The organism is Balneolales bacterium ANBcel1 (assembly GCA_029688905.1).
Lineage (GTDB): Bacteria > Bacteroidota > Rhodothermia > Balneolales > Natronogracilivirgulaceae > SLLW01.
This window is the reverse complement of the sequence record JARULB010000004.1, coordinates 34,006-60,232: the sequence shown is the minus strand read 5'-3', so window position 1 is coordinate 60,232 and position 26,227 is coordinate 34,006. Positions and strand designations below refer to the sequence as shown.

General features: G+C 55.0%; 21 protein-coding genes. 10 read left to right on the top strand and 11 right to left on the bottom strand.

The window, feature by feature from the left end:
- The first annotated feature begins 24 nt into the window (after window positions 1–24).
- The 3 genes from QA596_06590 to QA596_06580 all read left to right on the top strand — a co-directional run bounded on the left by QA596_06590 (window position 25) and on the right by QA596_06580 (window position 3,726).
- A complete protein-coding gene (locus QA596_06590; GenBank protein ID MDG5767125.1) occupies window positions 25–3,105 on the top strand; it encodes an efflux RND transporter permease subunit in 3,081 nt (1,026 codons plus the stop codon).
- Between the two features lie 108 nt (window positions 3,106–3,213).
- A complete protein-coding gene (locus tag QA596_06585; protein ID MDG5767124.1) occupies window positions 3,214–3,510 on the top strand; it encodes a hypothetical protein in 297 nt (98 codons plus the stop codon).
- Between the two features lie 27 nt (window positions 3,511–3,537).
- The gene (locus QA596_06580; GenBank protein MDG5767123.1) at window positions 3,538–3,726 is read left to right on the top strand and encodes a Lar family restriction alleviation protein; all 189 of its coding nucleotides are present in this window, start codon (window positions 3,538–3,540) and stop codon (window positions 3,724–3,726) included.
- 188 nt (window positions 3,727–3,914) lie between these two features.
- Here the strand turns inward: QA596_06580 and QA596_06575 are convergent, their stop codons facing one another.
- Entirely contained in the window at window positions 3,915–5,852 is a 1,938-nt protein-coding gene (locus QA596_06575) for an ABC-F family ATP-binding cassette domain-containing protein (protein MDG5767122.1), read from the bottom strand.
- A gap of 314 nt (window positions 5,853–6,166) precedes the next feature.
- Here QA596_06575 and QA596_06570 point away from each other — a divergent pair, with 314 nt between their 5' ends.
- Window positions 6,167–7,186: a cellulase family glycosylhydrolase gene (locus QA596_06570; GenBank protein MDG5767121.1), complete on the top strand. Its 1,020-nt coding sequence runs from the start codon at window positions 6,167–6,169 to the stop codon at window positions 7,184–7,186.
- 352 nt (window positions 7,187–7,538) lie between these two features.
- A complete protein-coding gene (locus tag QA596_06565; protein ID MDG5767120.1) occupies window positions 7,539–9,905 on the top strand; it encodes a glycoside hydrolase family 2 TIM barrel-domain containing protein in 2,367 nt (788 codons plus the stop codon).
- Window positions 9,906–9,926: 21 nt separating this feature from the next.
- On the opposite strand, the gene QA596_06560 is transcribed toward QA596_06565, so the two are convergent.
- Complete coding sequence (locus QA596_06560; protein MDG5767119.1) at window positions 9,927–11,213, bottom strand: aminoacetone oxidase family FAD-binding enzyme; 1,287 nt, start codon at window positions 11,211–11,213, stop codon at window positions 9,927–9,929.
- Between the two features lie 175 nt (window positions 11,214–11,388).
- Between QA596_06560 and QA596_06555 the strand changes: the two genes are divergently transcribed.
- Window positions 11,389–11,643: a DUF3820 family protein gene (locus tag QA596_06555; GenBank protein ID MDG5767118.1), complete on the top strand. Its 255-nt coding sequence runs from the start codon at window positions 11,389–11,391 to the stop codon at window positions 11,641–11,643.
- Between the two features lie 68 nt (window positions 11,644–11,711).
- Window positions 11,712–12,131 carry a hypothetical protein gene (locus QA596_06550; GenBank protein MDG5767117.1) on the top strand — a complete coding sequence of 140 codons (420 nt, stop codon included), beginning with the start codon at window positions 11,712–11,714 and terminating at the stop codon, window positions 12,129–12,131.
- Between the two features lie 59 nt (window positions 12,132–12,190).
- On the opposite strand, the gene QA596_06545 is transcribed toward QA596_06550, so the two are convergent.
- Together QA596_06545 and QA596_06540 are read right to left on the bottom strand one after the other, a co-directional pair.
- Complete coding sequence (locus tag QA596_06545; GenBank protein MDG5767116.1) at window positions 12,191–12,922, bottom strand: SDR family NAD(P)-dependent oxidoreductase; 732 nt, start codon at window positions 12,920–12,922, stop codon at window positions 12,191–12,193.
- 14 nt (window positions 12,923–12,936) lie between these two features.
- Window positions 12,937–13,980, bottom strand: coding sequence for a medium chain dehydrogenase/reductase family protein (locus QA596_06540; GenBank protein ID MDG5767115.1), 1,044 nt, complete (start codon window positions 13,978–13,980; stop codon window positions 12,937–12,939).
- An 80-nt stretch (window positions 13,981–14,060) separates the two neighbouring features.
- On the opposite strand from QA596_06540, the gene QA596_06535 reads away from it, so the two are divergent.
- Window positions 14,061–16,289 carry a Na-K-Cl cotransporter gene (locus tag QA596_06535; protein ID MDG5767114.1) on the top strand — a complete coding sequence of 743 codons (2,229 nt, stop codon included), beginning with the start codon at window positions 14,061–14,063 and terminating at the stop codon, window positions 16,287–16,289.
- 223 nt (window positions 16,290–16,512) lie between these two features.
- Here QA596_06535 and deoC read toward each other — a convergent pair whose 3' ends face one another.
- The gene (deoC, locus tag QA596_06530; protein MDG5767113.1) at window positions 16,513–17,226 is read right to left on the bottom strand and encodes a deoxyribose-phosphate aldolase; all 714 of its coding nucleotides are present in this window, start codon (window positions 17,224–17,226) and stop codon (window positions 16,513–16,515) included.
- 147 nt (window positions 17,227–17,373) lie between these two features.
- Between deoC and QA596_06525 the strand changes: the two genes are divergently transcribed.
- Window positions 17,374–18,630, top strand: a complete 1,257-nt coding sequence (locus QA596_06525; protein ID MDG5767112.1) for a PP2C family protein-serine/threonine phosphatase — start codon at window positions 17,374–17,376, stop codon at window positions 18,628–18,630.
- Between the two features lie 286 nt (window positions 18,631–18,916).
- Window positions 18,917–20,851, top strand: a complete 1,935-nt coding sequence (locus tag QA596_06520) for a sialate O-acetylesterase (GenBank protein ID MDG5767111.1) — start codon at window positions 18,917–18,919, stop codon at window positions 20,849–20,851.
- A gap of 237 nt (window positions 20,852–21,088) precedes the next feature.
- On the opposite strand, the gene QA596_06515 is transcribed toward QA596_06520, so the two are convergent.
- The 6 genes from QA596_06515 to QA596_06490 form a co-directional block, all read right to left on the bottom strand.
- Window positions 21,089–21,592 carry an SRPBCC family protein gene (locus QA596_06515; GenBank protein MDG5767110.1) on the bottom strand — a complete coding sequence of 168 codons (504 nt, stop codon included), beginning with the start codon at window positions 21,590–21,592 and terminating at the stop codon, window positions 21,089–21,091.
- Window positions 21,593–21,917: 325 nt separating this feature from the next.
- Complete coding sequence (gene rfbA / locus QA596_06510) at window positions 21,918–22,784, bottom strand: glucose-1-phosphate thymidylyltransferase RfbA (GenBank protein ID MDG5767109.1); 867 nt, start codon at window positions 22,782–22,784, stop codon at window positions 21,918–21,920.
- 173 nt (window positions 22,785–22,957) lie between these two features.
- On the bottom strand, window positions 22,958–23,680 hold the full coding sequence (locus tag QA596_06505) for an SDR family NAD(P)-dependent oxidoreductase (GenBank protein MDG5767108.1): 723 nt from the start codon (window positions 23,678–23,680) through the stop codon (window positions 22,958–22,960).
- A 72-nt stretch (window positions 23,681–23,752) separates the two neighbouring features.
- Complete coding sequence (locus tag QA596_06500; protein ID MDG5767107.1) at window positions 23,753–23,929, bottom strand: hypothetical protein; 177 nt, start codon at window positions 23,927–23,929, stop codon at window positions 23,753–23,755.
- A 262-nt stretch (window positions 23,930–24,191) separates the two neighbouring features.
- The gene (locus QA596_06495) at window positions 24,192–25,340 is read right to left on the bottom strand and encodes a hypothetical protein (protein ID MDG5767106.1); all 1,149 of its coding nucleotides are present in this window, start codon (window positions 25,338–25,340) and stop codon (window positions 24,192–24,194) included.
- A gap of 58 nt (window positions 25,341–25,398) precedes the next feature.
- Entirely contained in the window at window positions 25,399–26,181 is a 783-nt protein-coding gene (locus tag QA596_06490; GenBank protein ID MDG5767105.1) for a ThuA domain-containing protein, read from the bottom strand.
- Between the last annotated feature and the right edge of the window lie 46 nt (window positions 26,182–26,227).

Below are 26,227 nucleotides of genomic sequence, written 5' to 3'. Positions count from 1 at the left end.
TAAAAATTTTGTAAATCAATGAACTTGCCTAAAATAGCCGTAGAAAAGCCGGTGACCACAACCATGGTATTTGTCGCCATTTTTGTGCTGGGGATGGTATCGCTTTTTCGCCTGCCTGTCGACCTGCTTCCGGAGATTGAGCCCCCCATTATTTCGGTGATCACTTCCTATCCCGGCGCCGGCGCCGAAGATGTGGAGCGTAATGTGACCGAGCCGCTCGAACGCGTTCTGGCCACCGTATCCGATATCAAGGAAATCCGGTCCACATCGGAAGACCATGTATCACTGATTACCCTGGAGTTTGACTGGGGGGTCAACCTGGATATCGCCACTAACGATATTCGTGACCAGCTGGAGTTGAGCCGGCAAGGATTGCCCGACGGCGCTGACTTCCCCATCATATTTAAGATCGATACCGGGCTGTTTCCCGTAGCTGTCGGTTCGTTCACGGCCAATGAATCCTATTTCGAGATTCGCGAACTGATCGACACGGAGGTCGGTGATGCCGTGCGGCGGCTGCCGGGGGTTGGAACCGTGTTTGTATCCGGTGGCCCCACCAGGGAGATCCAGGTGGAAGTGGATCCGGTCAAACTGGAAGCGTACAACCTCGATCTCTCCATGGTCAATCAGATTATCGCCGCGGAGAACATCAACATGCCGGTTGGAAACATAAAAATGGGCCTGACCGACTACAACATCCGGGTACCCGGCGAGTTCAACAGTGTCCATGAACTGGAGGATATCGTTCTGGGACGCAGCAACGGTGAGGTGCTCTACCTTCGGGATGTGGCCACCATCCGGGACGGCTACCGCGATGTGACCCAGGAGGTGCGAATCAACGGGGAACAGGGCGCCGCCATCATTGTGATGAAGCAAAGTGACGCGAATACCGTCACGGTCGCCCGGGAAGCGTTGCGGGTGATTGAGGAGCAGATGGAGCGGCTTCCGGCCGATGTCAATTTCAGCGTCATGCATGATGGCTCCGACTTCGTGCTGAACGCCATTTTCAACCTCGCCACCGCGCTGGTTGCCGCGGCAGTCTTTGTGATTCTGATTGTACTGTTCTTTCTGCGCCGGCTCAAGGCGACGATCATCATCGCATCGACGCTACCGTTTTCCCTGATCGGGGCGTTCATTTTTCTCGATCTGTCCGGCAATACCCTGAACATGATCACCCTGTCGTCGCTGGCCATTGCCATCGGGATGGTGGTTGACGATGCCATCGTTATCCTGGAGAACATCACCACCAAGATAGAGCGGGGTTCACGGGTCACCGAAGCGGCCATATACGGCTCATCCGAAGTCGGGTTGGCTGTTTTTGCCACCACCCTGGCGGTAGTCGCGGTATTTCTGCCATTGACGTTCCTCAGCGGAATCGCGGGTATCATGTTTTCATCCATAGGCGCGCTGGTTTCCATAACGGTGGTGGTATCTACCATTGCGGCACTGACCCTCATCCCGATGCTGGCGTCGAAATTTCTGAAACCACGGGAGGAACAGGAAAAAGCCGATAAAAAATTCGAACGGATTACGGGTCCGCTGAAACGCTTCCTCGACGGTCTGCACAGGGTATACAAATACAGCCTGATCAAAACACTTCATTACCGCAAAACCACCATTGCCGTATGTCTGCTTATCTTCGGCAGCTCACTGGCGATTGTCCCGATGCTGGGAACCGAATTCATTCCGGCGGCGGATGACGGTCAGCTTGAAATTACCATGGAGTTTGATTCGGGCCAGCGGCTGGAGGAAACCCTCAAAGCCAACCAGCAGGTGGAGGAATGGATCCGTGAGCAGTACGGTGATATCCTGCGAATCATCCAGACCGAAGCCGGCGCTTCCGACGAAGGGGGGATTGCAAGCCTGTTCGGGGCGGGCGGGTCCAATATCGCGGAAATCTCCGTTCGTTTCGTCTCGAAAACAGAACGGGACAAATCCATATTTGAAATTGCCGAAGAGGTGCGCCGGTATGTGGCCGGGATTCCGGGACTGTACAGCTATAATGTAAGCGACGGCGGTGGAATGGGCGCCGGAACCGCCGCCATTGAGCTTCAGTTGCGCAGTGATGATCTGGAGACGACGCTTCCGCTGGCGTACGAAATCGCATCACGGACAGAGAACATACCGGGAGCGCGTAACGTAGAGGTCTCGATCCGTCCGGAACGTCCGGAGCTGATCGTCCGGCCCGACCGGCAGAAGATATCGCAACTCGGCCTCAACACCGCCACCATTGCCAATTCGCTGAATCTGGCGGTGCAGGGCAGCACGACTTCCCGGTACCGCGAGGCGGGCGAGGAGTACGACATCCGCGTTCGTATCCCCGAATCGTACCGCAACACGATTTCCAGGCTGGAAAGCATTCCCATCCACACTGCCCAGGGGATGGTGGTGCGGCTGAGCGATGTGGCTACGGTTGAAGAGAGCACAACAGCGCCGCAAATCAACCGCGTGGACCAGGAACGGGTGGTGAGTGTGACGCTGGATAACTACGACCGTACGGCGGGAGAAATCGTGGAAGATATGGAGGCCATGCTGGCCGAGATGGAAATTCCCCGGACGATCGGCATCCACTTCGGCGGGGAATACGAGACACAAATGGACGCGTTTGGCGACCTTCTGACACTCCTGATCCTGTGCACCTTTCTGGTGTTCGCGGTTATGGCATCCCAGTTTGAAAACTACCGGGATCCGTTCATCATCATGTTCTCGATACCGTTCTCCTTTACCGGGGTATTTCTCGCACTGCTCATTACCGGCCTGCCGCTCAGCATTATGGCGTTTCTGGCGGCCATCCTTTTGATCGGTATTGTGGTGAAGAACGCGATCGTTCTGGTGGACTATGTGAATATTTTCAAGAAACGCGGGATGACTCTGCGTACGGCGGTCATAGAAGGATCAACGGATCGCCTGCGGCCGGTTCTGATGACGGCTTTTACCACCATGCTGGCGATGCTTCCTCTGGCTCTGAGTACCGGCGAAGGGTCCGAAACCTGGCAGCCACTGGGTATTGCGGTGATCGGCGGACTGCTTTTCTCCACCTTCATCACCATGTATCTGGTACCGGTGCTCTATACCTACGCGAAGAGGGAGAAACTGGTGGCGTAACCAATCAAGGCAGTGCCGGGGCGGGGTTCGTGTGACCCCTGAGTGCAGCCCCGGCATCTGCCGGCTATTTCCATGTGTAACAAGACATCCAAAAAAAACGATAGAACCATGAAAGCGGTAATGATTATCTGCAACATGATTGTGGGAGATGAAGTAAAAGATGCATTGGCCACTTTGAAGATCCGCGGGTTTACGCAGTGGAACGAAGTGCAGGGGAAAGGCTCCGAAGACGGCGACCCCCATATGGGGACGCACGCCTGGCCGAGCCTCAACAGTTCGTTTCTCGTAGTTCTTCCCGAGGGAGAGGTGGAAGGCTTGCTGGATGCAGTCAAAGAGATTGAAAAAGGCGCACGGCAGCAGGGTATACGGGCATTTGTCTGGAGCGTCGAACAAACAGTGGGATGAACCGAATGCATAAAACGGAGGAGCAAGATGGAATGGAATGGCAGCAGCGTTACCGAAGAAGTTGAAGTGAAGCAGTGCCCGTTTTGCGGCAGCGAACAGGCCATGGCCGCAGAGCTGGTCGGGGTCTATTGGGTGCAATGCCAGGAGTGCTACGCCTCAACCTCCCTGGAAGATAACATGGAGACCGCACTCGATAAATGGAACAGCCGGAGCTGATGGCGGCGGCCGTCCGGCGTTTTAATCCGGCGTTAAAAGCCGGCATTAAAAGTCCGGCGAAAATATCTGGTGCAAAAGTCCGGCGCTAAAATCCGCCGCAAAAGTCCGGCGCAAAAAATCCGGTGCCGCATCCCCGCAGCAAACGGGGATAGCTGCGAAGCGTGGAGCGCTGACCGGCATGGCCATGTTCAGTTGGAGGATCGCTCCTCCAGCTCCATCCAGCGCATTGTTTTGGCATCGATGATTCCATCCAGCTCGCCGTATCGAAGCGACATGCGCTGCAGCTCATCGTACTCCAGGTCGCCGGTACTCAGGGCCGACTCCAGTTCCGCCTTTTCCGCCTCCAGTTCTCCGATCTCCTGCTCAAGCTTTTGATATTCCTTGCGCTCCTTGTAGGTAAGTTTTCTTTTTTTCGGATCGGTGGATGCTGTGTTGGCTGTATCGGCGGCGTCTGACCGGCTTTCTCCTTTGGATGCGGATGGACTCTGCCGCTTGCCGCCGTCGGTTTCGCCCGAATTGCCGGCCTGTTCCATCTCCAACTTCTCCCGGTACTCGCGATAGGTCCCGTTAAAATCACGGATCACCCCGTTCCCCTCGAAGATAAAATAGTGCTGGACAAGCTTGTCCATGAAGAACCGGTCGTGTGACACGATGATGAGGCATCCTCCGAAGTTCATCAGAAAATCCTCCAGGCGGTTCAGGGTGTCCAGATCAAGGTCGTTGGTCGGTTCGTCCAGAATCAGGAAGTTGGGATTTTTGATGAGCACCATCATCAGGCCGAGCCGCCTGCGTTCACCGCCGCTCAGCTTGCCCACCGGGGTGTACTGCATTTTCGGGGAGAACATGAAGTGCTCCAGGAATTGCGAAGCCGAAATTCTGCGGCCGTCAGCCAGCTCGATGACCTCGGCGATCTCCTTCAGCACATCAATAACCCGCATGTTTTCATCCAGGTCGATGCCTTTCTGCCGGTAATGCCCGTAGACAATGGTGCTGCCGGTATCGATTTCGCCGGCGTCGGCCGGTTCTTCCTGTGTGATGACATTCAAAAACGTTGTTTTGCCCGTGCCGTTGTTCCCGATTATGCCGATCCTTTCCCCGCGGCTGAACGAATAGGAAAAACCGTCCAGAATGACGGTGTCACCGAATCGCTTCTTCAGTCCGCTGACCTCCACGATTTTCTTGCCCATGCGCTGCATATTCACTTCCAGGCGCAAATCGGGACCCTCTTTCCGCTTTTTTGCCTTCTCCGCCGTGTCATAGAAATCGGCAATACGTGACTTCGATTTGGTTCCGCGCGCTTTTGGCATGCGCCGCATCCACTCAATCTCTTTCTTCAGAAGCTGCCCCGCCTTGTCGGTCGCCACCTGCTCCACTTCCAGGCGTTCGGCCTTTTTTCTGAGATAGTAGCTGTAGTTGCCGTTGTGCTGATACAGTTTACCGTGGTCGATTTCGATGATATGGTTGCAAACGCGATCCAGGAAGTACCGGTCGTGTGTCACCATCAGCAAGGTGGTATTTGCGGTAGCCAGGTATTGCTCCAGCCACTCGATCATGGTCACATCCAGGTGGTTGGTCGGTTCGTCCAGTAGCAGAAGATCGGGGTTGTCCAGCAGTACGAAGCCCAGCGCCACCCGTTTGCGTTCACCACCGGAAAGGGAAGCGATCGGCTGGTCGAGTTCGGTGATTTGGAGTTTACTAAGGATCTGATGCATCCGCTGTTCGTAGTCCCATGCATCGGCGGCATGCATGGCTGCCATTGCCTTCTCAAACCGTGCGTGGGTGGATGCGCTGTATGTCTCGGCCTGCGCCCGGGTGGCCGCTTCGTATTCACGAATCACCTCCAGAATTTTGGATTCCCCACCGGCAATGTATTCGCGAATGGTCATCCGGTCGTCGAGTACGGGTTCCTGCTCCAGGAATCCCAGGTGAATGCCGTTACGCACCATCACCTCACCATTATCCGGAGTTTCGCTGCCTGCCAGTACCCGCAGCAGCGTGGATTTACCGGTTCCGTTCGGGGCCACCAGCGCGGTCTTGTCTCCTCTCGAAATCCCGAAAGTGAGATGCTCGAAAAGTGGCTTGAGGCCGTACGACTTGGAAAGCTGTTCGACAGAGAGATAGGTCATAAAAAGGCAGAATGTGCGCTGGCAGAGAAAAATAAAATATGGTCAATCGGAAGAATTGGCTGGAATATACCGGGTTTAACGAACAAACCGGATTTTTTTTATTACGCCCCGTTGCTTTTCTGGTTTGATCTGCCGTACTTATAAGGAAGTAATTATTAAATCAAATGGATTTACTATAAAAGGAGGGGGGATTCTTGTCCATGTGTTCGGATGGATTTCCGCAAAATCGTTTTGTAGCATCTGAATGAGTGGCAGGATCGAGTGCGGGACATCCAAACGGATACACAACTTTTCCAAATCAAACCATGGGTAAAATGAAAAAATTTGTCTTGTTGCTGTCACTGATGATCTTTGCCGCGGGTATGAATGTAGCCGAAGCCCGAAGCCCGGAAAGCCTTCCGCAGATTTTTGTGCAAGGAAACAGCTTTGTCAATGAATATGGGGATACCATCATATTCCAGGGAATCAATTTCTCCGATCCCGATCGGTTGATGAGCATTGGAGAGTGGAGAGAGGATCTGTTCCGAACCGCGCGGGAGTGGGGCTCCAACGTGATACGGCTTCCGGTACACCCCAGCGCCTGGCGCGAACGCGGTCCCGAAAATTACCTGGAATTGCTCGATCAGGCCGTCGAATGGGCCAAGGAGTATGAGCTCTATGTGATTATCGACTGGCATTCCATCGGAAACCTGCGTACCGAACTGTTCCAGCATGAAATGTACAACACTACCATGGCGGAGACCCTCGAGTTCTGGTACATCATCGCACGCCGCTATGCCGATGAGCCCACCGTGGCACTCTACGAAATTTTCAATGAACCGACAACTTACAACGGAGAGCTGGGGCGACTGACCTGGGCGGAGTGGTCTGAAATCGTAACCGATATCATCGCCGTCATCCGGGCCAACAATCCCGACGCCATTCCGCTGGTCGGCGGATTCGACTGGGCCTACGATCTCACCCCGCTTAATTACGCACCGCTCGATATCCCGGGCATCGCCTATGTCAGCCACCCCTATCCGCAAAAACGGGACCAACCCTGGGTGCCGCAATGGGAGATTGATTTCGGTTTTGCCGCCGACACTTACCCGGTTATCGCAACCGAAATCGGTTTCATGCAGGAAGATGACCCCGGCGCGCATATCCCCTGTATCGGCGATGAAGAATACGGCCGAACCCTCATGAAATATTTTCAGGATAAGGGGATTTCCTGGGTGGCCTGGGTATTCGATCCGGTCTGGTCGCCGCAGCTGATTCTCGATTGGGATTACACCCCGTCACGCTCCGGCCAGTTTTTCAAGGATGTGATGCGGGGAGTCGAAGAGCTGGATTAACCGATTTGACGGCTCTGCACGGAGGAGCCGCCGCCGCCGCCCCGCCCCGCCCGAAAATCGCGAGACAGGCAAAGCGTGCTGGTCTGGTCCGGAGCCACAAGCGAATGCATTGAATCCATCCGGTGGCATGCGGTGTTGAATGAGAGCCATCACTCCATCCACCGCAGTGGCCACTTCTGTGATTAACGGAACCATCCGGAACAACTTCTCCAAAAGGGACAGAACGGATTTACCATCTCGACCCAAAAAGCGGTTTTTCTCTTCCCGAGTGGATATATTGCCAGGCACTAACCCGGCAATATATCCTTGGAGGAGAATAATGTGGTACAGGAACACCGTTGTGACGGCATGCATGGCTCTGATATTTTCCGCATGCGCCACCGATTACCCGCAACCCGGCGAACAGCGGATCAACAGCGACTGGAAATTTGCGTTGCACGATCAGCCCGGAGCGGAAGCCCCGGGGTTTGATGACAGCGGATGGCGGATGGTCGATCTGCCGCACGATTACAGCATAGAGCAGCCGTTTGACTCGGCATATGCCACGGGTCCCGATGGCGGTTATACGTTTGCCGGCGTGGGTTGGTACCGCAAATCGTTCACACTCCCGGACAGTACCGCCGATCAACGTGTTGCGATCCGCTTCGGAGGCATATACCGCAACAGTGACGTCTGGCTGAATGGCCACCATCTGGGATCCCGGCCTTACGGTTACGTAACCATCCACTATGACCTTACGCCCTTTTTGCATCCTCCCGGCCAGAAAAATATTCTGGCTGTGAGAGCCGATACACGCGACCAGCCCAACTCACGATGGTACACCGGGGCGGGAATTTACCGAAATGTCGATCTCCTGTTTTCCAGTCCGGTTCATTTTCCACCGGGCGGCGTCTTTATCCGGACCGAAACGCTTACCCGCGAGTCCGCTCTTCTCAGGGCAACCGCCGAAATCGCAAACGGTTCCACAGAAAGCCGCAGCCTGACCCTCGAACTTACCCTGCGCGACCGCCAGGGCCGCATTGTTGCAGAAAGTTCACAAAATGTGAACTCCGGGATCGGCGACACGGTGATGGTGGAGCAGGTACTGGAAGTGGCGGAACCACAAATGTGGTCGATTGAGGATCCGCATCTTTACCGGTTTGAAGCGCGTCTGATGGACGATGGACGCCTGATGGATCGCTACGAGACCGATACCGGAATCAGAACGTTCCGGTTTGATCCGTCCGAAGGCTTTTTTCTGAACGGAGAGCATGTCAAATTGAAGGGTACCAATAATCACCACGACTGCGGACCATTGGGCGCCGCCTGTCTTGAGTCAGCGCTCGAGCGCCAGCTCCGCATTCTGAAGGAAATGGGCAGTAACGCGCTGCGTCTGAGTCACAACCCGATGTCTGTCGAGCTGCTTCAGCTGGCAGATCGCATGGGGTTCGTGGTGATCAGCGAGATTTTTGATGAATGGCTGGAGCCGAAACGGCCGTACGGGTACGCACCCCATTTCATGGAGTGGCGCGAACGGGATATCGCCGACTGGATGCGCCGCGACCGCAACCATCCGTCGGTGATCGCCTGGAGCCTGGGCAATGAAGTCGGCGAGCAGCAGACGGGCGAATCCGGCGCCGACATCCTGCGCGATCTGATCGACATCGCCTCCCTCCACGATACCACCCGCCCGTTTACCGTCGGCATGGATCATGTGGACACAGCCCAGGAGAGCGGATTCGTGCAGTTGCTGGATCTGGCAGGCTACAACTACGGCGAGCCCCAATACCGGGAGCACCATGAGCAGTTCCCGGATCGCGTCATCTACGGGTCGGAAACCCTGATCCATCCGCTATACGACTACGATTCCTGGCTCACCACGTATACCGAAGACTTCGTGGCCGGCGAGTTTCTGTGGACCGGCTTCGACTATCTGGGCGAGGCCGGCATCGGTGGTACGGCTCCGTTCACCCCGGAGCCCTGGAACCACTGGCCGAAATGGCCATGGCGCAGTGCCGTGTCCGGTGTGGTGGATCTGGCCGGCTTCACAAAACCGGGCTACTGGTTCCGCAAGGCGTTGTGGAGCGATGAGCCGGTACTGCACCTCGCCGTTCAGGTCGATGAGGATATCCCGGCCTGGGGCGCCAAACATGACTGGGGTTGGCCCGACGTTTTGGAACACTGGAATTACAGCGAGCCCGGCAGAGAGATCACCGTCCATGCCTACACCAACCTGCCGGAAGTCGAGCTGCTGGTTAACGGCCGACCCCACGGGTCGCAGCATTGGCGTCTCGAAGAGCGCCCCTATCTCACCTGGAGGGTCCCTTTTGAACCGGGTTATGTTGAGGCGGTCGGACGCCTGGAGGATGGCAGCGAGCAGCGCTTTCGTCTGGAGACTGCCGGTGAGCCGGCGGCCATCAGGCTAACACCGGATCGGGAATCCATTCAGAAAGGCAAACAGGATCTCGCCTATGTGAAAGCGGAAATCATCGATGAGGAAGGCAGGAGGGTGCCGTTTGCCACCGTCCGAATCACCTTTTCCGTGCAGGGAGAAGGGAGCCTGAGGGCGGTGGGTAACGGTGATCCCACATCCCATACACCATTTACGGGGAGTGTGATGGAGGCCTTTCAGGGCCGGGCTCTGGCGATCATCCTGTCGGGTGACCGGCAGGGGGAGATTACGGTAACTGCCACCAGTCCCGGGCTGGAGGCGGCGTCCCTGACCATTGCTGCCGAATAACCGAAAATGCGCGGCCACCGGCTACTGGTTCATGCCGGCCAGGCGGCCGGTGACCCAGGCCCAGTAGAAATTAAACCCGCCGATCCGCCCGAACACATCCAGGATTTCACCACACAAGTACAACCCCGGCGCAATACGGGACTCCATGGTGGCCGGATTGATGTCGTCCAGCGAAACACCGCCGCCGGTGACTTCCGCCTTCTCGAATCCGGAATGCCCGGTGGGAGTCAATCTGCAAGAGGTGAGGCTACCGACGAGGCGGTTCCGGTCCTTGCCGGAGAGCTCGGCCGTTTTCCTCCCTGCAAGGCCGATATCGGCAAGCAGGTTGTCCGCGAGCCTTCTGGGCAGATGACGCCTGAGCAGCGCCGTGGTTTCCAGGTTTCCTTCGAGCTGTGACTGCCACCACCCGGCACTCTTGCCGGTCCAGTTGACACGCAATGATGCGTCATCATCCCCCGGACTCCCCGCCTGAAGCGCCTTTACCACGACATGGGAAAGATCTAGCACAGACGGACCACTGTATCCCTGATGTGTGAAGAGGAAACCGCTTCGGGATGTTTTGAAAGGCTGATGCTTCGGGTTCCAGGCATCCAGTTGCACATCCAGCGAGACACCCGCCAGAGAATGGGCAGAATCATTCGCAGGCCGGCTTCGCGCCCGTTTGTCTCTTTTGGTGGATGTCTTTGCGGCAGAGCCCGGATGCGGTCCGGTGAGCGGCGTGAGGGCGGGGTAGGGAGGAATCAGTGTGTGGCCCAGCGCTTCTGCGATGGTGTATCCGGTGCCGTCGGTGCCTGTTGAGGGGATGGACTTGCCCCCAGCGGCCATGATCACCACAGGTGCCTGAAATTGCTCTCCGTTCGTCGTCTTAATCGTCCACAGTTGGTTCTGGCGCTGCATTGAGGCCACCGAAGCGCGATAGCACACCCGAACGCCAATCGATTCGGCGTGCCGGAGCAGCCGGTCACGCACGTCCCTGGCCGAATTGCTTTTTGGGAACCATTTATTCGAAGATGCTTCACACTCCAACTCCAGCCCGATCTCATCCTCAAACCACCGGCGGCAGCGGTCGACCGACCACGACTTGAAGATATTGCGCAACCGGTTCCTGGATGAATCTGTCACAAAATCGTCGATGGAAGCACGAACCGGCAGCACGTTGCAGCGCGTTCCGCCCGACATCAGGATTTTTCGGCCGGCCTGCGGGGTTCGTTCCAGCAGCACTACCGACTTGCCGCCGGCAGCGGCAAAAATGGCGGCGGTGAGTCCGGCTGCTCCCGCACCGATCACTATGGTGTCTGAATGGTTCAAGATGGTTAGGAATTTACTATTTCATCTGATACTTTTTACAGCGAATGTGTGCCGTTGATGAGTGAACCCGCTGACGACGGCAGCTTGACGACTGCAGCGTAACCCCGGTATTGTGTACCGCTTGAAAACGAATCCGCCGCTTATATATACACGACCCTTTGAACGTTAGCAACATATGGAGTACGACAGGCAATTTCTTATCAGGCTGGTTCAGGCACGCATGCCTTTCGGAAAATACGAAGGGCGGGAAATCATGACACTCCCCACGAACTACCTCGAGTATTTTGCGCGGGAAGGGTTTCCGGCGGGGGAGCTGGGGCAGTACCTGTCGACGATGCACGAGATCCGGACCAACGGGCTGGATGAGATCCTCCGGCCCATTCGGCAGGCGGTGCAGCGGCAACGGCACGCATCCAACGGAACAAACTGAGCCGAAACGTCCCGGGCCGGGTTCGGCAGCAACTCCGGTGTCTGACCGTTTCGCATGAAATAACGACAATGAAAGGATTTCGAAAAGTAATCAAGATAGTGATGCCGGTTCTGGCCGTGTTGATGGTCGCCGGACTCATACTGTCCAGAGTCTATCAGCCGGAACCATCGAGGCGGGCTCCGGAGGTCAGGGTAAGTGCGTTTGACGCGGCTGAACACGCGGGTTCGTATGCTGAAGTATGCGGACGGGTTGCCTCGGCAAGACACGTCCGGCAGATCCGCGGGGAACCCACATTCCTGAATCTGGGGCAACCCTATCCTGATCAGGTCTTTACGATTGTGATCTGGGGGGATGACCGGCAGCGCTGGCCTGATCCGCCGGAGGAGCGTTATCTGACACGCGAAGTGTGCGTTACCGGGGAGATCAGGATGCACGATGGTGTGCCGCAGATACGGGTGCGCACCCCGGACCAGATCAGAAGCCGATAGTCAATCGAGCATTCTCTTCCGGCCGGATTGAAGAAGCGCCGGTCACATGCTGCCATCAATCACAGATTGCGCATCTTCAGCATCACCGGCTCCGGTATGTTCCGGATGAAAGCCATCACCCAGCGCATTTTCCTGCCGGTATAGATTTTATATCTGCCTCGCTTCCAGGCGTTATAGATATCCTTTCCGGCGACATGCAGCGGTGTAACCCCGAATTTGGATGTGCGTCCGGCCACCATTTTGGTCGGCACAAATCCCGGCAGTACCGTGATCACACGCACCCCGGTCGGATGCAGCCGATGCCGCAACCCGTCGAGGTATACGGTGAGACCGGCTTTGGCACTGGCGTAGATGTAACTGCTCTTACGGCCTCGTTCACCGGCCACCGAACTGAGGCCGATGATGGTTCCGCTGCCACGCTGCTCGAAATCGGCCGCGATGATCTCCAGAATGCTCACCGCTCCCGCCAGATTTCCATCCAGCACAAGGCGGGCCTTGTCAAAGTCGGCCTGGCACTCTTTCTGATTCACCAGAACTCCGAAAGCCTGGATCACAACATCGGGTGCCGGCGTGATGCGATTGTAAAACGACCGGTGGGAATCAAAATCCGTTGCGTCAAAAGCCACCCCCTCTGCCGCTACGCCATATTTGGCGGCTATTTCAGCGGCATGTTTTTCGGCATTTTCAAGATTCCGCGATGCCAGGATGATTTCGGCGGATTCCCGTTGGGCAAATTGTTCGGCGGCGGCAAGTCCGATTTCCGAATTGCCGCCAAGGACCAGTACTTTCATAGCAAATCACCAGATCAGCTGTTTGACGGGCCGGAGGAAATCGGTGTAAGGACCACCTTGCCGAAGTTCTTGCGCTCCTCGATATACCGGTGCGCTTCTGCCGCCTGTTCAAAGGTGAACGCCGCATCGACATGCGGAGCAATCCACCCCTGGCCGGCTCCGTCCAGAATGGCCTCGGCCCATTTTTTCAATTTGGCTTTTTCATTCCAGAGCCGTCCTACGTTGACTCCATACACGCCCTTGTTCTGATTCATGAGTTGAACGGGTGTGTAAAAGGGCATCTTCCGCATAACCGACAGGAATTTGAGGGGACCCATCAAGCCGGACTCCGTCACTTCAGAGACACCGAACAGCCCGAGGCGGCCGGTGGCGCTCAGGGCCTGGAAACTTTTCTTCCAGTTGGACCCGCCCAGCGGGTCAAAAATCAGATCCACTCCACGCCCGTCGGTATGTTCCATGACGCGCTCCACCCAGTTCTCGGTGCGGTAGTCGATGGCGACATCAAGTCCGCGCGCCTTCAGGCGTTCATGTTTACCTGCGGATGCGGTGCCGATGGTCCGGGCTCCGCGTTTTCGTGCGATGTCGAGGGCAGCCAGTCCGACTCCGCCGCCGGCATTGTGGATGAGCAGGGTGTCGCCTTCCTGCAAGCCTCCCATCTCGGCAAGCTGCCAGGCGGTGAGGTAGTTGACCGGGATGGCAGCGGCCTCCGGCAGCGAAAGATTGTCAGGAAGCGGAAAAACCTGATCGGCCGGAACCGCCACCGTATCGGCATAGCCGTTGAAGCGGGTCAGTGCCACAACGCGGTCGCCGCTCGAAAACTGTGCAGATTCGCTGCCGCCGCCGGTTTCCGCGATCAACCCGGAAACTTCATACCCGACCACGGCGGGAAGTTTGGGTCCGTCGGGATAGAGTCCGCGCCTGGCCAGGATATCGGCAAAATTGACGCCGGCAGCGGCCACTTTGATGACCACTTCGCCGGGTTTCGGAACCGGATCCGGGTATTCACGGATTTCAAGCACTTGCGGACCGCCGGTTTTGGGTATCGTTACAGCTTTCATACGTTCAGGGATTGGTTTCGGAATTAACTTACCATTTTCTCTTTTTATTGAACACCGTATCCCGCTATTTTGGTTTCGCTATGAACCTTTTCAGCAGAAAGCCACACCAAAGCGATCATGTTGTTCCTCCGTCGGAGGGAGGGCTGGGTACGTTTGGCGGTGTCTTCACACCATCGATCCTGACCATCCTCGGGGTGATCATGTATCTGCGGTTTGGTTGGGTCGTGGGGAATGTCGGACTGACCGGAACGCTGATCATCGTCACATTGTCCACCTCCATCACCTTTCTGACGGCCATGTCCATTGCGGCCATTGCGACCGATCAGAGGGTGCGCACCGGCGGTGCCTATTACATGATCAGCCGGTCGCTGGGTATTGAGTCCGGCGGAGCAATCGGTATTCCCCTGTTTCTGGCGCAGGCCTTGTCGGTCGCCCTCTATACCGTGGGTTTTGCCGAAAGCGTGGTGGGGGTGTTCCCCGAACTGAATTTCAGGATGGTCGGCATCATCACCACCGCAGGTGTGGCGGGACTGGCGCTTATATCGGCCAGAGTCGCGATCCGTGCCCAGTATTTTATCATGTTTGGAATCGCCCTGTCGCTGCTCTCCTTTATTTTAGGCGGACCTGTTGAACCCTCAGCTGCCGATACACCCGCTGCCGACGGCCGCCACTCCGAGGGCTTCTGGACCGTCTTTGCCGTATTTTTCCCGGCGGTAACCGGGATCATGGCGGGTGTGAATATGTCAGGCGACCTCAAAGATCCCGCCAGATCCATACCCCGCGGTACGTTTGCCGCAATTGGTACTGGATACCTGATCTATATGACGCTGCCCATCCTGCTGGTAACCCGCGCCGATGCCCTGACCCTCATCGAAGACCCGCTCATCATGCGCAGAATGGCATGGTGGGGGGATGCCATCCTGATCGGCGTGTGGGGTGCAACACTTTCCAGTGCCGTCGGCAGTATTCTCGGAGCCCCAAGGGTACTTCAGGCACTTGCCAGAGACGGCGTTTTGCCCCGCTGGATGAGATGGGTTGGCCGGGGCGACGGGGCCGACGACCTGCCCCGTATCGGAACACTTGTGACCATGGTTGTGGCACTGGTAGCCGTCTTTCTCGGAAATTTGAATGTGATCGCTCCGATCCTCACCATGTTTTTCCTCACAACCTACGGCGTACTAAACCTGACGGCCGGTATCGAGCGGCTGCTGGACAGCCCGTCGTTCCGGCCGAAGTTCCGTGTGCACTGGAGTTTATCGCTGCTGGGTGCTTTGGGGTGTGTCGGTGTGATGTTTCTCATCAACGCCCTGGCAACGGCAATCGCCATGGTATTTGTGTTCCTGATATTCAGCTGGCTCAGAAGCCGGGAACTGAAGACCGCCTGGGGGGATGTGAGGCGCGGTATCTGGATGGCACTTACCCGTGCCGGACTGATGAAGATGCATGCCGATGAGGATGCCAAAACCTGGAGGCCGCATCCGCTGGTCTTCTCCGGTGTGCCGACCAAGCGGTTCCATCTGGTGGAGTTTGCCTCATCACTGACATTGAATCGTGGAATCCTGACGCTATCCACCATCCTCAGGAATCACGAAATGACCTCCGACCGCAGAAAAGGGATGGAGCGGCAAATCCGGGAGTTTTTGTCAAAAAAAGGGATCCACTGCCTGGTCAGGGTCACCTCGGCTCCCGACCCCTATGAAGGGATGGAGCGCATGGTGGAATCGTACGGGTTGGGCGAGCTGGTTCCAAACACCATTGTCATGGGTGATACCGAAAATGAGGAGATGATCGACCACTACAGCGCCATCATCGCTTCGTTTCATCGGCTCAACCGGAATGTCGTTATCGTGCATGACAACAAGGAGCGGTTGTTCGGGGACCGTCGGATAATTGATGTCTGGTGGGGTGGATTGCAGGGTAACGGCGGATTGCTCATGGTACTGGCCCACCTGCTGATAAGCAGTCAAAGCTGGCGGCATGCCACGGTCCGCATCAAAATGGTGGTGCAGGATGAGCAGGGCGCCCGCAAGGCACAGAAAAACCTTGAGGATATCATCAGGAACATCAGAATTGTGGCCGAGCCCATGGTCTTGCTGGCCAATGGACGAACTTTCCGGGAGATCATGCCTGAAAGCTCCGGTGACGCCGATCTGATTTTTCTGGGGATGGCCGAACCGCATGACCAGTTCGCCGATTATTATTACAAGATGCACAAAAACCTGGAAGGACTGCCTACCACCGTTCTGGTTCTGGCGGCAAAGGATAACACCTTTGGTGACATTCTGTTGAAAGGGGATGCGGAGCAGTGACCGGCGATTGTGAACGCCGCTTGGCAGAGGATGTCCGGAACGGCAAATATGTGCCGGAGATTCCGATAATGTGCCGGTTAACCCGACCAAATATGTGCCGAATGATCCTATGATGTGCCGGAAAACCCGATAATGTGCGACGATCCGGCTTTCTGGTATGGTCCGTCGATAGCCGATATCAGACACGCCGGCTTCAATCCCTGTGCAGCCCGGGACTGAGGAATCACCCGAAGCGCTGTGCCGCCTCCTCGAGAATGGCTCCGGTTCCGGAAGCGCCGATGCGGTCGGCACCGGCATCCCGTAATGCGAGTACTTCATCCAGCGAGCGGATGCCGCCCGATGCTTTCACCTTGACGCCGGGGGCGGAATGTTCCCGCATGAGTTTCAGGTTTTCGATGGTGGCACCCTGGGCTTTCATGGAGCCGTCCGCCTGTTTCACAAATCCGAAACCGGTTGAAGTCTTAACATAATCGGCTCCCACTTTGCTGCAAATCTCGCAGAGTTTGATCTTGTCCTGTTCGCCGGTCACATAATCGGTCTCGAAAATGACCTTGACGATCGCCCCGTTCCGGTGGCAGGCGTCGGTCACCGACCCGATCTCTTCCTCGATGTAGGTCCAGTCGCCCGCCAGCGCTTTTCCGATATTGATCACCATATCGATTTCAATGGCTCCGTCCCGAATCGCCTGCTCGGTTTCAAATACCTTCACCTCGATCGCGCTGTTCCCAGCCGGGAAACCTATCACACATCCGACCGGAATACCGGAACCCTCCAGAATCTCCGCAGCGATTTTCACACCGTAAGGCTTCACACATACCGACGCGGCCTGGTAGGTTTTGGCATTTTCACACTCCCGGATCAAATCCTCATCGGTGTGGGTCGGGTGGAGGATGGAGTGATCAATCAGTTTTGCGATATCGGCGACTTCTTTTTTCATAGTGATAACAATAATTAACGGGTTTACAGGCCGTTGCTGCTATCCATTTGATATAAGGGAACTTTTTGGGCTCCGGCCTTTCATTTTCTCCCGAAATATCGGCACTTTAGAAACGATTTGCTGACAGATTTTTAAATACGCCTTGTCATGAGCCTGCTGAACAACAAATTCATTTCGATCTACCGCGACGCCGACCTCGAAGCGTTTTACGATGCCGATCCGAAATACCGAATCAAAATCATTGCTGCCCACCTGATGATCCATCTCCTGCCGGTCATTATCGTGGTCCTGGGGTATCTGCTTTTCCCCGATTTGCAGTCAATGTGGATTGTCCTCGCCTTTTGCGCGTTCCTCTATGTCGCCACGATTGTGGAGACAACATCGTATCTGTTCCCGCAATCACGCAGAATTTACAAGAAGTTCCTGCCCTGGTTCATTATCCCCCTGTTTGTGGTCGGCGGTGGCGCCGGATACTATTTCGGGGTGAATCTGTTTGAGAGTACCCGGGACATGGACAGTGAACCGATTCTCTATTTTGGATACTTTCTCGTCGGGATAGGCTGGACGATCGGTGTTTTTATTTGGGCCCACATCGGACTCTCCCTGATCCTCGGCGCGTCACGCTATCTGTATACCCGAAAGGCCGAAGTCGAGGCGGACGTTCGTTTTGCGACGGAAGTTCAAAAACGTATTCTTGATGATGTGGCGCTCTCGGAAGGCGATTGCCGCGGCTATGCCTGTTCCATCCCGGCCAACGAACTTGGAGGTGATTTTTTTGAGCTTTCCCGACGGGCCAACGAAGTGTTCGCAACGGTCGGTGATGTCTCTGGACACAGCTTCGGCGCCGGATTGCTGATGACCATGACCAAAAGTGCGCTTCAGGTACATTTTGAGTATAACAATGATCCGGCTCGCATCATGAGCGCCCTGAACAGGATGTTCCTCAAACAGTCGGATCGCTCCATGTACGCCACCATGGTGATGCTCAAAATCGATCACAACCGACAAAAGGCGCTTTTGTGCAATGCGGGACACCTTCCGGTGCTTCATGTCAACGGCCGTACCGGCGAGGTCATCCACCGGTACCGGAAGGGCATGGGACTGGGGATTCATGAGAGTGCCGAATATTCCAATATGGAGTTCCCGTATGAGCAGGGAGACCGGTTTATTCTCTATTCAGACGGATTGACGGAGACCAGGGACGAACGCATGGAGGTCAGGGATCCCGAAGCTTTCGAGCAGATCGTCCGGGAGTGTGCCTCAGCCGCCTCCGGCACACCAAAGCAGCTGGCCGAGGCCATCATCACAAAAGTCAAAAACGACAACCACTCCGGCCAATGGGAGGATGATGCCACGCTTATTGTCATTGAGGTGCAGGCGGCAAACTTGTCCGAGCGCGGATGATCTCTCCGCCGCAATAACCTGGTCCGGCAACATCAGGCAGAAGCGGCAACCGGCCAGATGGGATCTCGATCTTGAGATATAAAACCCGGTTGTCACAAAAGGATTTGACACCCTGCACCATCATATCGCATTGATGATACTCCTGGTGCCAGGGATATTACGGAACCGAATAATTCAAAAAATGGATATATATTGTCTCACCGCAGCAACCGGCTTATCTGAAGTTTCGCATCGGGTGCGCCCGGAGATCCTTGCTTATCCTGTATAACCTATTTTGGACAGATTCATGAAATCATTCTTTACGACTCTGATCGTACTGTTTATTGCATTCAGCCCTCTTCAGGCTCAAATCACTCTACCGAAACTCATCGGAGACGGCATGATACTGCAGCGCGATGCTGAAGTGACCGTCTGGGGATGGGCCCCGGCCGACTCCGACATCACGGTGGACTTTCTGGATACCCGGTACGAGGCTACCGCCTCTGAATCAGGGAAGTGGCGGGTGGTGATGAAAGATCTTCCGCACGGTGGACCCTATCGCATGACGATCGCAGGCGGCGAGACGATTGTCATAGATGATATTCTGGTTGGCGATGTGTGGGTTGCCGGCGGCCAGTCGAATATGGAAATGCCTATGCACCTTACGCTTCCGCTGTACGGGGAGGATATCGCCCTGGCGGATTATCCCCGCATCCGCTATTTCAGGGTGCCGCATGCCTATGACTTTGACGAACCGCACACGGATCTGTCCGGAGGCGCATGGCAGCACATCTCGCCTGAAGGTGTGAGTGAGGTTTCCGCGGTGGCCTTTTTCTTTGCCCGTCATCTGTACGAGCTTCACAATGTGCCGGTCGGCGTCATCGACAACAGTATGGGAGGATCCCCGGCAGAGGCCTGGATGAGTGAAGAGGCGTTGAAATCTTTCCCCGTTCATTACGAGGAAGCGCTCAGGTTCAGGGATGCGGACCTGGTGGAAGATATCAGGCAATCCGACCGAAGGCGAATCTCGGCTTGGCATCGCGCCTCGGTTGATAATGATGCCGGTTACGGGAACCCGGAACAGCCCTGGCATGCCGATGACCTGGATGTTTCGGATTGGCAGACCATGGAAGTGCCGGGCTACTGGGCGGATGAAGACCTCGGACCCGTGAATGGCGTGGTCTGGTTCCGGAAGGAGTTTGATGTCCCGGCCTCCATGGCGGGCAAGGAGGTTGCTCTCGAAGTGGGACGGGTTGTGGATGCCGATTCCACGTTCATTAACGGAGTGTTTGTCGGGAATATCACCTATCAGTATCCGCCGCGCTGGTACCAGATACCGGAAGGGGTGCTGCGCGAGGGCACGAACAATATCACCGTCAGGGCTGTCAATACGCAGGGGCGGGGCGGCTTTGTTGAAGACAAACCCTACGAACTGCGGTCAATGAGGGATACCATTGACCTGAAAGGCGAGTGGCGATACAAACCGGGTGTGATTATGGAGCCGCTGGAAAGCGAAACGTTCATTCGCTGGAAGCCGCTCGGACTCTATAACGCGATGGTCGCCCCACTGCTCGATTACCGGATAAAAGGAGTCATCTGGTACCAGGGAGAGTCCAATACGGGCCGGCCGCAAGAGTATGCAGATCTGTTTCCCGCCATGATTGCCGACTGGAGAGCGGGATGGGACCAGGGCGCGCTCCCGTTCCTCTACGTGCAGCTGGCCAACTATATGGAAGCGGATGACCGGCCGCAGGACAGCAACTGGGCACGTCTCAGAGAGGCGCAGTTGCAGGCCCTGTCCGTTCCTAACACCGCGATGGCGGGGGCCATTGATGTCGGCGAATGGAACGACATCCACCCGCTAAACAAAAAGGATGTGGGCGACCGGCTTGCGCTCGCTGCGCGCAAAGTGGCCTTCGGCGAGGAGGGGTTGGTATACTCCGGACCGGTTTTCAGCGGCATGGAGAGACAGGGCTCCAAACTGAAGCTTTCGTTCGAACATGTCGGCAGCGGACTGGTTGCGCGGGGAGATGACCGCCTGCGCCATTTTGCAATTGCCGGCGATGATGGTGCGTTCGTCTGGGCGGATGCCGAAATTTCGGGCGACCACGTGGTGGTTTGGAGCGACGAAGTGCCGGATCCGGTTGCTGTGCGGTACGCATGGGCAGACAACCCCGACTCCGCCAATCTCTATAACAGGGAAGGATTACCCGCTGCGCCATTCCGGACCGATGACTGGTAACCGGATCTTTGACCGCAAATTCTCAGGATTACCATCTGCCGGCCTCAACCTGTTGCCCGGTGGTGAGCGAATCCGCCGGTTGCGCGATTTGGCCAGGCAAGTGCAAGTACACCCACGTCCTTCAGCGATAGCCGACGGCCCGGATTCAGGGTTTTGTCACATTCGCTGCAACGGTGGTTTTTTCCTGGACAACAATGCAGGGATGAGATCCGGTTTTTACATCACGGGACCGTATTGTCAATGGGCAGGTTCCGGTGTCTGCCGGACATCGATCTGGTCCCATGTCCCAAATAGCTGTTCCACGGCACGGGTACGATAGCTGAAAATCTCATTCAGCTTTCTTCGGATGATGATTCCGTTGGCCAGTGATCCCAGAAAGCCCAAAGGGGGTTTATAGGAGACGATGTCGCGCATCTTCACCCCTCCGGGCACGGTTTCGAGAAAATGCTCGTGATGCCACATGTCGTAGGGTCCGACCCGCTGCTCATCAACAAAGTATTGCAGCTCTTTGACATGCGTGATTTCGGTGACCCAGGTGGTTTTTATGCCGAAAAGGGGACTCACCTTGTAACTGATAATCATGCCCGGATACATCTTTTGAGGCAGATTTTCCGTGGTGATGTCGAAGCCCATGTAATCGGGCGTGATTTTCTTGAGATTGGCAGGGGAGGAGATGAAATCCCAAACCTCTTCAAGGGAAGCGGGAACGTGTTGTGTCTGGTGGAATTGATAAAAACCCATGATGGCGGAGAGGGAAAAAGGAGATCCGGAGGAACTTGCCGGAGGTTTCGGATTCGGTGGAAAGCGGCTCGATCAGCCGGCCATGAAACCGGACAGACCATGTTCTGATTTGTCGCGCGCCAGGCAGAAGCTTCGGCCGTATTCGCAAGACAATACATACTTTTTCTGGGAATCATTCCCCGCAGGGATTGGTGGTGCTCCGTCTGGTAGAATGTTCGTGCGATTATTGAGGATGTGCAGGTAGAAAAAAAGCTCAACTATTGGGGGCGCGAAGGATCAAAAGCCCGCGCTAATAATGAGGGTGCGCAGATCTTTAAATACCGTACTAATTGTGCAGTATCTTCAGCAGGTATTCCCCATAGCCGCTCTTGACCAAAGGCTCGGCCAGTTTTTTTAACTGCGCCGTGTCAATAAAACCCATTCTCCATGCAACCTCTTCAGGACTTGCGATTTTAAGACCCTGTCGTTTTTCGACGGTTTGTACAAAATTGGACGCCTGCAACATGGAATCGTGCGTGCCGGTATCCAGCCACGCCGTACCGCGTCCCATCAGTTCCACGGCCAGTTCGCCGTCCTTGAGATAAAGATTGTTCAGATCCGTAATTTCCAGTTCGCCTCGCACCGATGGTTTCAGGTTCCTGGCCCGTTCCACCACCGAATAATCGTAGAAATAGAGGCCAACGACCGCATAGCTGGATTTGGGATGCTCCGGTTTCTCCTCCAGGCTGATCACGTTACCCTGGCGGTCAAATTCAACCACGCCATACCGTTCCGGATCGTCTACATTGTAGCCGAACACCACCGCTCCGGTTTCGAGTTGCGCTGACTTTTGAAGCAGCCCCGAGAGTCCCTGCCCATAGAAGATGTTGTCACCCAAAATCAGGGCGACCGGGTCATCTCCGATAAAATCCGCACCGATAATAAATGCCTGAGCCAGCCCTTCCGGTTTTGGCTGCTCGGCATAACTCAGACGAATGCCCCATTGTGTGCCATCTCCTAACAACTCCTTAAAGCGGGGAAGGTCGTCGGGGGTGGATATGATCAGGATCTCCCGGATGCCGGAGAGCATCAGCACGGTGAGCGGATAGTAGATCATGGGTTTGTCGTAAACGGGCAGCAATTGCTTGCTTACAACGAGCGTGTTGGGATGCAGCCGTGTTCCGGCGCCTCCGGCAAGAATAATACCTTTCATGAATATGGCTACTGGTTTTGTTTGGGGCGGCTTCGGAGGTAACCCTCCGGGGTGACTCCCCATTTTACGGATGCAGTCAGTCCGCTTTTACCCGGATCCTGCTATTCGTCAGTATCCTCATAAAATTGGAAAATATCCATGCCGCATTTGCCGGGTGGCCGTCGGCGAAGCTGTCAGGCATCCAGCATCCGGACACTGGACATTCCCCCATCCACCGGGAGTATCTGTCCTGTGATCCAGGAGCTATCCGGAGAAAGCAAAAAGGCGGCTGAGGCGGCCATGTCGGTGGGGGTACCGACTCTTCGCAGCGGATGCCTCTGGGCGCTTTTCTCCCGCTTCTCGTCGGTAGCCAGCAGTTTTTCCGCAAGGGGAGTATCGGTGAGGGAGGGAGCCACTGCGTTGAATCGAATATTTTTGGCCGCGTATTCGGCGGCAAGGGATTTGGTCAGGCCCTCCAGGGCGGCTTTGGCTGATGCGATACTTGCATGATAGGCCATTCCGGTACTGACGGCCACGGTGCTGAAAAATACGACACTGCCGCCCTCGGATCCGAATGACGGAAGGGCCTCCTGAAGCACCCGCACGGCTCCCAGTACATTTATTTCGTAATCGGCCTTGAAGTGGTTTTCTCTCAACCGGTTGAAAGGACGAAGGTTGACCGATCCCGGACAGTAAACAAGTCCGTGAAGAGGGGAGGGTACTTCGGGATTCTGTTCGGCAAGAGGTTGTGTGACGTCAACGGTACTGTGCGCGATTCCTGCCTCTTTCAGCTCATCAGGAAATGATCGGCTCCAAACCGTGACTCTATTTCCCTGTTGACTCATTCGCTTGGCCAGCTCCAGCCCGATTCCGGAGCTGCCTCCCACTATCAGAATATTTCTTGCGGATGTTCCCATGATAATCTTTAAGGTTGTGTTCTTTTGTTGTGCTGATGAACACAACACAACCGGGGAGTCCGCTGTTCCAAATTATTCTGTGATGCCGTAGTCAGTTACCGCCTGGTAAATACCGCCGTAAATATGCGCGGAGAAAAGAGGGGCGTTTCCCCTTTTCTTCAGAAGCACAACGGCATCAATTCCTGCCAGGAGCTCTGCTGAAAACGGGTCTTCGATACGGCCGCTGCCGTCGGGCTGAGCCCAGGTCACATCGCTTCGCAGAAATGAATACTCCAGACCTGCAGCAGACGGCCATTACTATTTCAAAGCTATGTATCACCACATAAGGAAGCGGTAGTAAAGTGAAGCGGGATAGGAGCATTGCCATCGTGGTGAAGAATAAAAAAACCAACCATGGAAAGATCGGAGTTTTGAAGGAAGTCCATTATTCAGAGTGGTATATGGATACTTGCAACGACGCTTGACAGCCGAATATGATTACAGAACTCTGCGGTAGATTTAAAACATGAGCCTAAAACGAGAATGCCCTCACCGACTCCAGTTCATATTCATTTCTTTTGAAACTTACAGCGAACGAGTCTTTGGCATTTTGAACACGAACATGATTACCGGGGAAAACAACCTGAAACAGCTCATCGCTTGATAAGTCCCAGACAATCCACCGAGATTCATCTTCAAAGAATTCCGTATAGAGCTCAAACCAGATGCGCCCCTCGACATCCACCAAACTATCCCGGAAATAAACCTCACGTTCAGGATCAAAAGATGACCGTAGCGCCATAATAGTCTTCCGATGATCAAAGTTTTCCGAAAAATTTTCCGGGAAAAAGCTTTTTATATATTCGGACAAAATTTCGTCAGAAATTTCAAAAGGCGCTGGTTGCCAGGAAACACGTTGCTCCGAAATCAGTGAACCATCAATGTCAAAGCGTTTGAGTCCGAACCGCTCATTTGAAATGTAGATAAACTCATCGTCCCGCATAGTCAAGCTTACTCTTCTTCCGAAAGGGCGATTGAAAACCGAAATTGAACGATCATTTTCATCTACAATCGGCTTTATTTCGGTTTTCGGAACGGAAAAAACAGGAACCGGTGTATCCTGGTCATATCCCTGAAAGAAGACTTCAAGCTCTCTGGACTCCTCATAGTTAAATAGTGAGTATCCCTTGAATCCCTTGAAATAGAGCCCGTTATCTGAGAGCCCCAGAAGCTGTAATGAGGTATTATCGGGAGACTCCACGCGCAGATTCTTAATTACGTTCTCCATATTCGGATCGAAGATTTGCACTCTAAATAATAAAGGATCATACACCGCAATTTTTCCCGATTTCGGATCTGCTATGAGGTTTATGCTTTGAAACTCTCCGGGCCCCCTGCCTGTCTGCCTGTACTCCCACTTCTTTTCCCCCTCTTTGGTGAATTTGACGAGCGAATTACGCATCACATCTGTAACGATAAAATTTCCCCCCTTATCCATTTCCAAAAAGAGCATGTTCCCGAAACCGGCTTCATCCGGATTGTCATTAATAGAAAACAGCAACTCCGCGTAAGCCATTTTCTCAAGTTGGTCTGGTGAAGATCCAGATTTTCCACTCTCTGACGAATCAAATGAGCATGCCCCTAGGATCATGATCATCAATAACTTACGCATAATCATCATATTTTTTTCCAATTAATATTACGCAGCACTACACACCCTGAGAGTCCGCTGTTCCAAATTATTCTGTGATGCCGTAGCCAGTTGCCGCCCAGTAAATACCGCCATAAATATGCGCGGAGAAAAGAGGGTCGTTCCACGATGCCGGCAAGTGGCCGAGCGCCGTGTAGAAGGATCTGCCGCCTTCAAATTCCTGATACCAGGCGACAGGATGAAACTCGCCCATTGCGGTGTCCAGATCACTGCCCCATGTTTTGGCCGTGTCGTAGGTGCCCTCATCCAGGGTGATCAGATAGTTGAGATTGTCTGAAAGCTCTTCCCCAAACGAGTACATCTCCCCGGTGAACACCCAGCGGTCGGGCAGGTGCATGGTAGCCGGAAACTTCTTGTCAATAACATGATATACCGCTGTCTGGATTTCCGGGTGATGGGTGAATGCACGGCCCGTCAGTCGCAGTAGCCACTCATCCTGGCCATCATCGACCGACGTTGCGTGTATCCCGACAAAACCGCCTCCATTATGGATATACTCCCTGAAGTTGGCGAGCTGTTCGTCCGAAAGGTCGTTTCCTCTTGCGTTCAGAAACACAACGGCATCAATTCCTGCCAGGAAATCTGTTGAAAACGGATCTCCGATACTGCCGCTGCCGTCGGGCTGAGCCCAGGTCAGACCAAAATTGTGCAGTTCCGACAGCTTTTGAAACCGTTGCAAGGCGGCAGGAATGGTGGCGTCGTGCCAGCGGTCCGGACTCGTGTAGACCATCACTTCAAATTGCTGGCCAAGAACCGGAGCTGAAAAAAACGGGAGTATTATTAAGAGGAGAAGGCATTTAGAACGTTTCATGATCCGTGTATTTGGGTGGTGGCACATACCCCTGCCGTAGTTGCCG

What these genes read in the sequence shown, in the direction of transcription:
- QA596_06525 (MDG5767112.1), top strand. Translation starts at nt 17,374, where the DNA reads ATGAGCCTGCTGAACAACAAATTCATTTCGATCTACCGCGACGCCGAC.
- QA596_06540 (MDG5767115.1), bottom strand. Translation starts at nt 13,980, where the DNA reads ATGAAAGCTGTAACGATACCCAAAACCGGCGGTCCGCAAGTGCTTGAA.
- QA596_06505 (MDG5767108.1), bottom strand. Translation starts at nt 23,680, where the DNA reads ATGGGAACATCCGCAAGAAATATTCTGATAGTGGGAGGCAGCTCCGGA.
- QA596_06535 (MDG5767114.1), top strand. Translation starts at nt 14,061, where the DNA reads ATGAACCTTTTCAGCAGAAAGCCACACCAAAGCGATCATGTTGTTCCT.
- QA596_06515 (MDG5767110.1), bottom strand. Translation starts at nt 21,592, where the DNA reads ATGGGTTTTTATCAATTCCACCAGACACAACACGTTCCCGCTTCCCTT.
- QA596_06570 (MDG5767121.1), top strand. Translation starts at nt 6,167, where the DNA reads ATGAAAAAATTTGTCTTGTTGCTGTCACTGATGATCTTTGCCGCGGGT.
- QA596_06520 (MDG5767111.1), top strand. Translation starts at nt 18,917, where the DNA reads ATGAAATCATTCTTTACGACTCTGATCGTACTGTTTATTGCATTCAGC.
- QA596_06565 (MDG5767120.1), top strand. Translation starts at nt 7,539, where the DNA reads ATGGCTCTGATATTTTCCGCATGCGCCACCGATTACCCGCAACCCGGC.
- QA596_06545 (MDG5767116.1), bottom strand. Translation starts at nt 12,922, where the DNA reads ATGAAAGTACTGGTCCTTGGCGGCAATTCGGAAATCGGACTTGCCGCC.
- QA596_06555 (MDG5767118.1), top strand. Translation starts at nt 11,389, where the DNA reads ATGGAGTACGACAGGCAATTTCTTATCAGGCTGGTTCAGGCACGCATG.
- QA596_06585 (MDG5767124.1), top strand. Translation starts at nt 3,214, where the DNA reads ATGAAAGCGGTAATGATTATCTGCAACATGATTGTGGGAGATGAAGTA.
- QA596_06490 (MDG5767105.1), bottom strand. Translation starts at nt 26,181, where the DNA reads ATGAAACGTTCTAAATGCCTTCTCCTCTTAATAATACTCCCGTTTTTT.
- rfbA (MDG5767109.1), bottom strand. Translation starts at nt 22,784, where the DNA reads ATGAAAGGTATTATTCTTGCCGGAGGCGCCGGAACACGGCTGCATCCC.
- QA596_06495 (MDG5767106.1), bottom strand. Translation starts at nt 25,340, where the DNA reads ATGATGATTATGCGTAAGTTATTGATGATCATGATCCTAGGGGCATGC.
- QA596_06580 (MDG5767123.1), top strand. Translation starts at nt 3,538, where the DNA reads ATGGAATGGAATGGCAGCAGCGTTACCGAAGAAGTTGAAGTGAAGCAG.
- deoC (MDG5767113.1), bottom strand. Translation starts at nt 17,226, where the DNA reads ATGAAAAAAGAAGTCGCCGATATCGCAAAACTGATTGATCACTCCATC.
- QA596_06575 (MDG5767122.1), bottom strand. Translation starts at nt 5,852, where the DNA reads ATGACCTATCTCTCTGTCGAACAGCTTTCCAAGTCGTACGGCCTCAAG.
- QA596_06550 (MDG5767117.1), top strand. Translation starts at nt 11,712, where the DNA reads ATGAAAGGATTTCGAAAAGTAATCAAGATAGTGATGCCGGTTCTGGCC.